Source organism: Collinsella tanakaei (assembly GCF_030373545.1).
GTDB classification, from domain to species: Bacteria; Actinomycetota; Coriobacteriia; order Coriobacteriales; family Coriobacteriaceae; genus Collinsella; species Collinsella tanakaei_C.
Map to the genome: position 1 here is coordinate 37,657 of NZ_JAUDCO010000009.1, position 11,333 is coordinate 48,989.

The window sequence follows — 11,333 nt, forward strand, 5'->3', positions numbered from 1 at the left end:
TTAGAGCGGGGTCTCAGTGAGCATCGGCTCAGTCGCCGCTGCGCTCCCACGGCATCAGACGGCGGCGCAGCGCGCCCACGGCCCACATGAGCACGAGCGACAGTGCCGAGATGAGGATGATCACGGCGAACATCTTGTCGAAGGCGTATGCGCTGCGCACACGCGTCATGTAGACGCCCAGGCCCGAGAAGCCGCCCAGCCACTCGGCGATCACGGCGCCCACGATGGCGTAGGCCGCCGAGATCTTGAGGCCCGAGAAAAAGTGCCCGAGCGACGCCGGCAGCTTGGCGTGGCGCATGATCTGCGCGCGGCTCGCCCCCATGGAGCGCATGAGGTCGATCACGTCCGGGTCGACGGAGCGGAAGCCGTCGAGCAGGCCGACCGTGATGGGAAAGAACGTCGCCACGACGATGAGCACGACCTTGGGCAGCATGCCGTAGCCGAACCACAGCACGAGCAGCGGCGCGATGGCGACCGTCGGGATGGTCTGCGTGAGCACCACGAGCGGGTAGAACGCGCGGTAGACGAGCTCGAAGCGATCCATGGCGACCGCGGCGGCAAAGCCGAGCGCGATGCCCGCGGCAAGGCCGAGGGCGGCCTCGGCGAGCGAGGTCGCGGCGTGGCCGGCCAGCAGCTGCCAGTCGCCGATGAGCGCCTGGACGACCGCCACCGGGCTCGGCAGCAGAAACGAAGGGACGAGCCCCACGGAGCACACGAGCTGCCAGATCGCCACGAGCGCCACGACCGTCACCGGAGCGGCGAGCTTCTGCAGCGCAGGCGCGGAGGTCTCGCTACGCCTCGTGCTCATGGTACTTGCCGACCTTCTGCTCGGTGGTCATGAGCCCGCGCTCGGGCGCATAGAAGATCTTGGCGTAGGTGGCGACCTTGTCCGCGCCCGCGCGGATCACGATGCGGTTCACCTCAGCGAGCACCTCCATGCACAGGTCGTAGTCGCCCTCGATGGCGGTCTCGAACGGCCCCACGTACGCGTCGGGGAACTTGGACTGGATGTAGGCGATGGCCTCGTCCACGATGCGGCAGGTCTCCTCGTCGCTCGCGGTGTTTTGCGGCAGCACCTGAATCGCTACGCTTGTCTCCATGGCACTTCCCTTCCGGGGCATGAAAAAGCCCCTCGTCATCGTAGGGGCTCGATCTGGCGCATGCGTGCGTCCCTACGCCGGCATTACCCGGATCAGGTTCAGGGTCGAAGCGGTGCGGGTGCGGACCCGCGGGCTTCCTCTCAGCCGGACTCCTCCAGCTCCCCGTTATATCGTGAGCAAGTATATATCAAGGTGCCGCCCGCGCCGGACAAGTTCGTACCTGGCGCCATCCTGTCGCGACAGGATGGCGCCAGGTACGAACTTGTCCGGCGCACCGCACGCTGTCCCATACGGGCGAGGCGGGCATGTCGCCGTATCCCCAGGCCCTTAAATCCCGCGAAGTGAGCGCTTGAATCCAAAACCGTTTTGTATACCGTAGGGGTAGCAATTCCTGTACCTGCAGTTTTGTGTTGCAAGCACACGCGTCTACTCGGACATTTCGAATCGAAGCACTCGCTTCGTGGCCGAAGCACGCGGCGGGGAAGCACGGGCCGCGTACGGGGGGACCGCTTAGCAATTTCGAGATCAACACAGGTCGATGGGGACGCTAGAGAACCGAACCGGACGCTCGAAACGGGCATGTGCCCCTTTCGATGAAAGGCGCAGGCCTCAGACGAAAACGCCCCCGATACCGATACATGCGCTATCATGGACCTGCGGAATGATGTTCTCCGCTGGGCCGGCGCCCCAAGCAAGGCGTCCGAGCACCTAAACCGCCTTGGGCTGATGACTTCTACCCCCGGCAACCGCCGGACCTGGGGTAGGAGTCTCTTTTTTTGGAGGTCACCGTGAACGAACGCTTCGCACGCGCCGCAACAGAATATAGGACCATCGCAGCACTGGCCGTCTGCGGCATCCCTATCGGTATCGCCGTGGGCGCCATCTGCGCGCTGTTCGGCCGTGTGCTGCTCGCCATCACCGATTTCCGCGACGCGCACCCGTGGCAGCTCATCCCGTTGCTGGCGATCGCGGGTGTCGTTATCGCGTGGGCGTACCGGCGGTTCGGTAAGAACACCGGACGCGGCATGGGACTCGTGTTCGACGTCGGTCATGGTGCGGAACCCGAAATCCCGCTGCGCCTTGTCCCCCTCATTATGGGCGGCACTTGGCTCACCCATCTGTTCGGCGGCAGTGCGGGTCGCGAGGGGGTGGCGGTGCAGATCGGCGCGACGCTGTCGCATTGGGTTGGCTGCAAGCTGCCCATCCGCAACGCGGGCAACGCGTTTTTGGTCTGCGGCATGGCGGCAGGGTTTGCCGGGCTGTTCCGCACGCCGCTTGCCGCCTGCGTTTTCGCACTCGAGGTGCTTGTCGCCGGGCGGCTCGAGTATCGCGCGCTCGCCTGCTCGCTCACCGCATCGTTTGCCGCGAGCATGACCTCGGGCGCCCTCGGCTTGGAGAAGTTCGAGGTTCCGATCGCCGAAACGCTTGCCATCACTCCCACCTCGTTGGTGCAGCTCGCCATTGCCGGCGCTGCCTTCGGCCTGGTGGGCGGCGCGTTCGCCTGGTGCCTTGCCACCGCCAAGCGCCAAGCGGCCCGCATTGAGAACCCACTTGTACGCATCGCTATCATCGGTGCCGTGCTCTCGGTTGTCCTGCTCGCCCTGTGGCAGGGGCGCTATGCGGGCTTGGGAACCAACCTCATCTCGGCGGCGCTTGCAGGCGACGGCGGCGCCGGCGTCTTTACCTGGGACTGGACCTGCAAGTTCGCTCTTACCGTCGTGACGCTCGCCGCCGGATTCCAAGGCGGCGAGGTGACGCCGCTGTTCTCCATCGGCGCGAGCCTGGGCGTCGTGCTTGCCGGGATACTCGGCCTGCCGGTCGAGCTCGTCGCCGCGCTGGGCTACGCCGCGGTCTTCGGCGGCGCCACCAACACGCTGCTCGCCCCCATCCTCATCGGCGGCGAGGTGTTCGGCTTCGCAAATCTGCCTGCGTTTTTCGTCGTGTGCGCCGCGGGCTATCTCGTCAACGGGAATCGGTCCATCTACGCTGGACAGAAGCGCGCGTAGCGGGAACGTGCAAACAACCGATAAGCGTACTCGCCCCTCAGACCAGCTAAAAGGAGCATGCGAACAGCACTGCGCGCCACATCCGACGTCCCGATGACCGCTGCCGAGGCGCTGGGTGGAATTAGTTCAGATATGAAGGTTTGGACGGCGCGCTGGGCGGAATAACGGGTCTGCAATCCTGAAATACAGAGCATAATCTGGCCAATCTAACCGGATCGCGGATGCATGCCCCAGCCTTTGAGTGCCAGGACAATACTAGACGCTATTAGTTTGCCGTATGAAACCCTCATATCTGAACAAATTGTCCGCCTTGCCCCGTACATGCAACCACATCTGACGTGATTTCACGCGCCGCAACGAGAAAAGCCTCCGGGCCCAGAAGAAACCCGGAGGCTTTATGGTGTGAAATGTCATCTGGCCCGTTTCACACGCGAAGCGCTGGCGCACGCACCGCGATCTGCCTACAGCGCTGCGCGCCCGCGCTCTCCTGTGCGAATGCGCACCACGCTGTCGACGGGGGCGATGAAGATCTTGCCGTCACCCACCTCTCCGGTGCGCGCGACGGCGCAGATGCAATCAATAAGCGGATCGACCTCGTCGTCATCCACCACGAGCATCACTTCGACCTTGGGTACCATCGCGAGCAGCACCTCGGAACCGCGCACGAACTCCTTCCATCCATGCTGGTGACCGCAGCCCTGCACCTCGAAGATCGTCATGCCGGACACACCGGCTTCCGTAAGCGCGTCCTTCAGGGGCTCGAGCACCTCCGGCCGCACGATAGCCGTAACCTGTTTCATGGAAATCCCTCTCACTCGATCAGCTTTCCGCTGCCTCTTGCAGACCATTAGATGTCTAGGCCGGTATAGGCGGGGTACGCGCTTTCACCATGGGCGGCAACGTCCAAACCGAGCGCCTCCTCGGAATCCGTAACGCGCAACCTGCCGCCGAAAACCGCCCGCACCGCAACGATGAGCAGGGTATCGACAACAAGGACCAACACCACAGTCACCACGATGCCGAGCAGCTGGCTTACCAGAAGCGACGCGTCGCCCGCGTAGATGAGCCCGCCGTATTCCGTCCATGAGAGCTCGGGTACGCAGAAGATGCCCGTGAGGATGCCTCCCAGAATGCCACCGATACCGTGGCAACCGAAGGCATCGAGCGCGTCATCATACCCGAAACGGGTCTTCAGGTGCGAGATCGCCAGATAGCAGACGGGCGAGACGATCAGCCCCATGACGACGGCAGCCCACGGCTCGACGAAGCCCGCCGACGGCGTCACCACAACAAGTCCCGCCACAAGACCGGTGCATGCTCCCACGAGGGTCGGCTTGCCCGTAGCGATGCGCTCCACGACCATCCAGGACGCAAGCCCCGCCGCGCTCGATACGACGGTGTTCAGAATCGCGAGGGCGGCGATACCGTCCGCGGCGAACGCCGAGCCGCCGTTGAAGCCGAACCAACCGAGCCACAGCAGTCCCGCACCGAGTGCGACGAACGGAACGTTATGCGGACGATAGGCCTTGATCCCGAACCCCTTGCGCGCACCAAGTGCGATGCACAAGACGAGGCCGGTGAGTCCCGAGCTGATGTGCACCACATCGCCACCAGCAAAATCGAGCGCGCCGATGATACCGCCGATGAGCGATCCGTCGCCGCCCCATACCATATGCGCGAGCGGCGCGTAGACCACGAGCGACCAGGCGGCGATAAAGGCGGCCAAGGCGCCGAAACGCATGCGCCCCGCGACGGATCCCGTCACGATCGCGCAGGTGATGAGGGCAAAGGCCATCTGGAAGACGATATCCACCACAGCAGGGTACGTCACCTCATCGGTCGATGACGCCTCTGCGAGCATGTTCGTCACGGTACCCGACAATCCGAGCTGATCGAGCCCGCCGATCACGGGATTGGAACCGTCGCCGCCATAGGCAATCGACCATCCCGCGATCACCCATGTAAGGCCGACGATACCGATCACAGCGAAGCTCATGAGCATGGTGTTGACCACGTTCTTGCGCCGCGACAGACCGCCGTAGAAAAACGCAAGACCCGGCGTCATAAACAGGACGAGCATGGCGCTCACCATCATGAACGCGGTCGAACCGGAATCCAACATATATATCGCCTCCTAAAGCACTTGCGTATCGAAATGCCTGTTCCGTCTGCGGCGCCAACGACGGAGCAGGACATGGCAATGGTAGGAAACGACGGGTGAACAAGAGGGCGGACGGATGTCGTTTTACGCGGTTGGAACCGGTCTGTAATATCGAAACGACCTCGTAATCGAGCTGAAAGCATTCGGTTGCACGCGGGAAACGCACTTTCAACGTCGAAATCGCGTGAAATCGGGTGGACGTACCGCCATGAAAAAAGCCTCCGGGCCCAGAAGGGACCCGGAGGCTTCACGGTGCGACAAGTTTGCACCTGGCACCATCTTGTCGACAACGGCAACGGCCGGCTGAGGTGCCGCAAATTGCCGTGAAAGCCGAGGGCGCACGCCTGACGTGCGGCGCCCGAAGGCTTGAACGGCAAGGTGCGGTGCCTCAGTCCGGCCGTTTACGGCTTTCCCAGGTGCCCGAGATTCGCCCGAAAGAGGAGGGAGCACGCCTTAAGGGCGGCGACCGACGATTGAGGACGAAGATCGGGTGCCTGGGAAAGCCGATCAGGTCGAAGAAAGCCTACATCAGACGCAGGCCGACTTCCTTCAGCTGGGCCATCGAGACCTCGCTCGGCGCGGCGGACATGAGATCGGAGCCGCTCGAGGTCTTGGGGAACGCCATGACGTCGCGGATGGAATCCGAACCTGCGAGCAGCATGCACACGCGGTCCAAACCGAGCGCGAAGCCGCCCATGGGAGGCGCACCGAACTCGAGGGCGTCCATGAGGAAGCCGAACTGCTCGCGGGCACGCTCCTCGGAAAAGCCCATGAACTCGAGCATCTTGAGCTGCAGCTCGGAATTGTGGATGCGCATGCCGCCACCGCCGGCCTCGAATCCGTCCATGACGAAGTCGTAGGTGCAGCTGCCCATGGCGAGCGGATCGGTCTCGAGCAGGTCGAGCTGATCGACATGCGGCAGGGTGAACGGCTGGTGCTCGGCCTCGTAGCGCTTGGCCTCGTCGTCCCAGTGGAACAGCGGGAAGTCGACGACCCATAGGAAGTCGTGGCCCGTGCGCTCGATGCCCAGGGCGTCGGCCATGTGGGAGCGCATGCCGCCCAAGATTTCGTCGGAGGCCAGACGCGGGCCGGCGGCGAACATCACGAGGTCGCCGGGCTCCACATCGCAGCGACGACGCAGCTCGTCCATCTCCTCGTCGGCAAAGAACTTGACGATGGGGCTGTTGATGGAGCCGTCCTCGCGGAAGGCAATCCACGCCAGGCCCTTGGCGCCGAAGGTCTCGGCGACCTTGGCGAGCTTGTCGATCTGCGCGCGCGGCCAAGCGCCCGCACCCTTGGCGTTGATGGCCTTGACGACCTGGCCCTCCATGTTGGCAGCGCCGGCGAACACCTTGAACTTGGAGTTCTTGAACACGTCGGTCAGGTCGACGAGCGTCATGCCGTAGCGCGTATCGGGCTTGTCGGAGCCGTAGGTATCCATGGCGTCCCAGTAGGACAGGCGGCGCAGCGGCGTGGGCATGTCCACGCCCACACGGGCGAAGGCGTCGGCGAGCACGTCCTCGAGCGCGCCCATGACATCGTCCTGCTCGACGAAGCTCATCTCGATGTCCACCTGCGTGAACTCGGGCTGGCGGTCGGCGCGCAGGTCCTCGTCGCGGAAGCACTTGGCAACCTGGTAGTAGCGCTCCACGCCGCCCACCATGAGCAGCTGCTTCAGCAGCTGCGGGGACTGCGGCAGGGCGTAGAAGCTGCCGGGCTGCAGGCGGGAGGGAACGATGAAGTCGCGCGCGCCCTCCGGCGTGGACTTGAACAGCGACGGCGTCTCGACCTCCATGAACGCGCGGTCGTGCAGCGCCGTGCGGATCGCGAACGTGAAGTCGGAGCGCAGCTTCATGTTGGCCATCATCTCGGGACGGCGCAGGTCGAGGTAGCGATAGCGCAGACGGGTGTCCTCGGACGTCTCGATACCGTCCTCGATCTGGAACGGCGGGGTCTTGGAGCGGTTGAGCACCTCGACGCGGTCGGTCAAAACCTCGATCTCACCGGTCGGGAGCTTGGGGTTGATCGTGTCCTCATCGCGGGCGATAACCGTGCCGTGCACGAGGATCGGCCACTCGGGGCGCATGGTCTCGGCGATGTGGAAGGCCTCGCCGGCGGCGTGCTCCGGGTCGAACGTGCACTGCGTGATGCCCTCGCGGTCGCGCAGGTCGCAGAAGATCAGGCCGCCGTGGTCGCGACGACGGGAGACCCAACCGGTGAGCGTAACCTCCTCGCCGATGTTGACGGCGCGCAGCTCACCGCAGGTGCGGGTGTGCATGGAATGAATGTCGGCGGGGTTTTGCGTGTGGTCGTGTGCCACGGAAATCCTCCTTTTTGATCTGTGTCGCCCCGTGCCGGTACGGGCGACGTCGTACAGATTCCCGAGCGTGCGTAGACAGCGCATCTCGGGTTTTGCCGCAATACCCCTATAGGGAGCGCGGCTGCATTAGCATACCGGAAATGCCGTGCGGCGCCACGAAAAAGCACGGGTTCTTGCGACTCTTAACAAAGGGGAAGCATTGGCCCGCGCCGGCAGCGACACGCGGCGCAGGCGGGTCTCTCCTTCCCCCGAGCCTGCATACAGGTATGCGCAGACGAAGACCCGCATTATTTCTGGCAACAAAACCATAGATAATCAAGAATGAATCACCCCGCGTGCGGACGCGGGCGCGGGCGCGGGTGCTCCAAACCGTGCACATACGCAAGCTCTGACCTGCAAGTTTCGCCGTGCATCCCGTCAAAAGAACACCTCGGACGACGCTCCCGGCAAAACGAACATCTATCAAAAACTGAATCATATCCGCCCATTATCGTATTGGAATGTATATTTCTATCCTGTTGCATGCATATTTACGCTTGCACATGCACATCAGCAAGTATTAGGATGTGCCACATTCGCAACGAAGCACCCTGTGGAAGGAGCTCTTTTATGAATATCACCCGTAGGCAGTTCGTCCCCCTGGCGGCCGGTGCCGCCGCTGCCATGTTCGGCCTTGCTGGTTGCGGCAGCGAGCCCGCGACCACGGGCAGCGCCCCCGCCGATAACGCCGGCTCCGCCGAGGCCACGTCCGACGGCGAGCTCACCCTGCTGACCGCCGGCACGCTCACGTTTGCCACCTCGCCCGACTACCCGCCGTTCGAGAACCTCGTCGACGGTGAGTACGTCGGCCTCGACATGGATCTTGGCCGCGCGATCGCCGACTACCTCGGCCTCGAGTGCGAGTACACCAACATCGACTTCGACGGCATCGTCCCGGCGATCGTCGCGGGCGGCCAGGCCGACGCCGGCCTGTCGGGCATCTCCATCACCCCGGAGCGCGAGGACCAGGTCGATTTCTCCGAGCCCTACTATATCGACAACCAGGCCGTCGCCGTCATGAGCGACAACACCGCCATCACCGAGGACAACGCCACCGAGGCCTTGAACTCCGAGAACGTGACCATCGCCGTCCAGAGCGGCTCCACCGGCGCCGACCACGCCGCCGAGTTCTTCCCCAACGCCGAGCAGCTGCCGTTCCCTAACTTCACCGACGCCTTCGCCGCCGTCCAGGCCGGCCAGGCCGACGCGGTGTGCGGCAACAGCGCCGTCGTCGAGCAGATGCTCGCCGGCGCCTACTCGGACGAGCATGTCGTCTACTCCTCCGCCACCGGCGAGGAGTACGCCATCGCGGTCTCCAAGGACAACCCCGACCTGCTCGCCGCCATCAACGAGGCGATCGCGGCGCTCCAGGAGGACGGCACCATCGATGAGCTTATCGCTGCCAACATGGGCTAAGCATCTCGCCGAACCCGTCTCATAACCGACTGTATGTATTCGCGACCCCTCCGCTCGCTGGAGGGGCCGCGATTCCCGTTTGAAAAGCGAGGCAAAAACCGTGGACACTCCGCGACTATCCCTCCATCGTCTGATGAGCGCGCTTACGGCGTGCCTGCTCGTCTGCATCTGCGCGCTGGCCATCGCCACGCCCGCATCCGCTATGGAGGCGGTGCGCTGCACCGGCCGTCCCAACTCCGAGGACGACCCCACCGTCATCATGGGCGCCACGCAGTCGCGTATCACCTTCGAGGCGTCCATCGCCGAGGGCGAGGGCGTGACGCAGCTCACCCTGCACATCCCCGACGGAACCGAGTTCAACACCGAGGATCTGGCGGTCACGCTGCTCACCGGCGACGACCTCATGACGCGCAACGAGGTCGCCTACACCGAGACGGTCGACGGCCAGAACCTCACGCTCACCTTCGACGAGCCGATCGTGCAGGCTGGACACTTAAACGTCATCGTCTACGACGTGTACTTCCCCACCGCCGGCGGCGACATGCAGGTCGAGGCCACCTACTCCACCGCGGACGGCACGAAGGACGCCGCCGTCGCCGACATCCCCGTCATTCCGGTCCAGGGCATCTCGACCACCGAGGCGATCTCGCAATGGCTTGAGGGGCAGGCGTGGGTCCAAGCGTGGAACTCCAACCGCTTCCTGCGCCTGTTCTTTGACCCCACGCTGCTCGTGACGAGCTTCCCGGTGGTTCTGTCGGGCTTCTTCATGTCCATCGCGATCGTCGCCGTGTCGTTCCCGCTCGCCATCCCCGTCGCGCTCGTCCTGGCGTTCATGCGCCTCTCCAAGTTCCCGGTGTGGCGCGGCATCGCCACGGTCTACGTGAACCTCGTGCGCGGAACGCCGCTGTTCCTGCAGATCTATGTCGCGTTTTTCGGTCTGCCTATGGCGGGCATCAACATTCCCAACTTCCCGCTCGGCGTCATCGTCATGATGCTCAACTCGAGCGCCTATATGTGCGAGATCTTCCGCGCAGGCATCCTCTCCATCAACAAAGGCCAGTCCGAAGCGGCCCGCTCGCTGGGCATGAACCGCCTGCAGACGATGCTCTACGTCGTCCTCCCACAGATGTTCCGCATCGTGATCCCCAACCTCACCAACGAGTTCATCACCCTGTACAAGGACACGTCGCTGCTCGCCGCGGTGGGCATCATGGAGCTCGTCATGTACGCGCGCACCATCGTGGCGTCCACCGGCTCCATCACCCCCTACATCGTGGCTGCCGTGTTCTACCTCGTGATCACCCTGCCGCTCTCCCGCGTCACCCGCTATCTGGAAGAGCGCACGCGCCGCGGCCACGCGCACAAGCGCAAGAGCGCCCCGGAACCCGAACCGACCAAGGAGGCGCAGCATGCCTGATATGGAAAACGCGGTCGCGACGGCCGCTGGCGCCAAGCCGTCCGATAACGATCCCATCATTCGCATCGTCGACCTGCACAAGAGCTTTGGGGATGTCGATGTCCTGCGCGGCATCTCGCTCGACATCCATCGTGGCGAGGTGGTCGTCGTGCTCGGTCCGTCCGGATCGGGCAAGTCGACCATGCTGCGCTGCCTGAACCGCCTCGAGGAACCTACGAGCGGCCAGATCATCTTCGAGGGCGAGGACATCACCGCGCCCAAGGTGAATGTCAACAAGGTGCGCGAGCGCATGGGCATGGTGTTCCAGCAGTTCAACCTGTTCCCGCACCTCGACGCCCTGCACAACGTCATGCTCGCCCAGACCAAAGTGCTCAATCGCTCCGACGACGAGGCAAAACGCATCGCGGCCGAGCAGCTCGCGCGCGTAGGCCTTGCCGAACGCGCCGATTACTATCCCGACGAGCTGTCCGGCGGCCAGCAGCAGCGCGTCGCCATCGCGCGCGCCCTGGCCATGGACCCGCACGTCATGTTGTTCGACGAGGCGACGAGCGCGCTCGACCCCGAGCTGGTGCGCGGCGTCCTCGACGTCATGCGCGAGCTCGCGCGCGGCGGCATGACCATGGTCGTGGTCACGCATGAGATGGGTTTCGCGCGCGACGTGGCGGACCGTGTCATCTTCATGGACGGCGGCGTCATCGTGGAACAGGGCACGCCCGACGAGGTGTTCAACCACCCCAAGAGCGAGCGCACCCGCGCCTTTTTGGGCGAGGTTTCGCTCAAGTAGCCACGATTCCCGCGACTCCGAATGCATCGAGGGCCGAATGGCGGATAAGCCGCTCGGCCCTCATGTTATGGCGTCACTCAAGAGCGAGCT

Annotated in this window: 9 protein-coding genes; 4 read left to right on the top strand and 5 right to left on the bottom strand. The window is 64.0% G+C overall.

Going from position 1 to position 11,333, the window contains the following annotated elements; all coding sequences use genetic code 11:
- Nucleotides 1-28 precede the first annotated feature (28 nt).
- Together QUW00_RS07955 and QUW00_RS07960 are read right to left on the bottom strand one after the other, a co-directional pair.
- The gene (locus QUW00_RS07955) at nucleotides 29-808 is read right to left on the bottom strand and encodes an ABC transporter permease (protein WP_289613852.1); all 780 of its coding nucleotides are present in this window, start codon (nucleotides 806-808) and stop codon (nucleotides 29-31) included.
- The gene (locus QUW00_RS07960; protein WP_289613853.1) at nucleotides 792-1,100 is read right to left on the bottom strand and encodes a thiamine-binding protein; all 309 of its coding nucleotides are present in this window, start codon (nucleotides 1,098-1,100) and stop codon (nucleotides 792-794) included. The genes QUW00_RS07955 and QUW00_RS07960 overlap by 17 nt, the downstream gene beginning before the upstream one ends.
- 788 nt (nucleotides 1,101-1,888) lie before the next feature.
- Between QUW00_RS07960 and QUW00_RS07965 the strand changes: the two genes are divergently transcribed.
- On the top strand, nucleotides 1,889-3,106 hold the full coding sequence (locus tag QUW00_RS07965; RefSeq protein ID WP_289613854.1) for a chloride channel protein: 1,218 nt from the start codon (nucleotides 1,889-1,891) through the stop codon (nucleotides 3,104-3,106).
- Nucleotides 3,107-3,567: 461 nt separating this feature from the next.
- Here the strand turns inward: QUW00_RS07965 and QUW00_RS07970 are convergent, their stop codons facing one another.
- The 3 genes from QUW00_RS07970 to aspS form a co-directional block, all read right to left on the bottom strand.
- The gene (locus QUW00_RS07970; protein ID WP_289613855.1) at nucleotides 3,568-3,906 is read right to left on the bottom strand and encodes a P-II family nitrogen regulator; all 339 of its coding nucleotides are present in this window, start codon (nucleotides 3,904-3,906) and stop codon (nucleotides 3,568-3,570) included.
- A gap of 47 nt (nucleotides 3,907-3,953) precedes the next feature.
- Nucleotides 3,954-5,228 carry an ammonium transporter gene (locus tag QUW00_RS07975; RefSeq protein WP_289613856.1) on the bottom strand — a complete coding sequence of 425 codons (1,275 nt, stop codon included), beginning with the start codon at nucleotides 5,226-5,228 and terminating at the stop codon, nucleotides 3,954-3,956.
- 562 nt (nucleotides 5,229-5,790) lie between these two features.
- Nucleotides 5,791-7,545, bottom strand: a complete 1,755-nt coding sequence (gene aspS / locus QUW00_RS07980) for an aspartate--tRNA ligase (protein ID WP_289613890.1) — start codon at nucleotides 7,543-7,545, stop codon at nucleotides 5,791-5,793.
- A gap of 651 nt (nucleotides 7,546-8,196) precedes the next feature.
- Between aspS and QUW00_RS07985 the strand changes: the two genes are divergently transcribed.
- The 3 genes from QUW00_RS07985 (at nucleotide 8,197) to QUW00_RS07995 (ending at nucleotide 11,243) form a co-directional block, all read left to right on the top strand.
- Entirely contained in the window at nucleotides 8,197-9,042 is an 846-nt protein-coding gene (locus tag QUW00_RS07985; protein ID WP_270403855.1) for an ABC transporter substrate-binding protein, read from the top strand.
- A gap of 100 nt (nucleotides 9,043-9,142) precedes the next feature.
- A complete protein-coding gene (locus QUW00_RS07990; protein ID WP_289613857.1) occupies nucleotides 9,143-10,459 on the top strand; it encodes an amino acid ABC transporter permease in 1,317 nt (438 codons plus the stop codon).
- Complete coding sequence (locus QUW00_RS07995) at nucleotides 10,452-11,243, top strand: amino acid ABC transporter ATP-binding protein (protein WP_436232161.1); 792 nt, start codon at nucleotides 10,452-10,454, stop codon at nucleotides 11,241-11,243. The genes QUW00_RS07990 and QUW00_RS07995 overlap by 8 nt, the downstream gene beginning before the upstream one ends.
- Nucleotides 11,244-11,333: the final 90 nt, after the last annotated feature.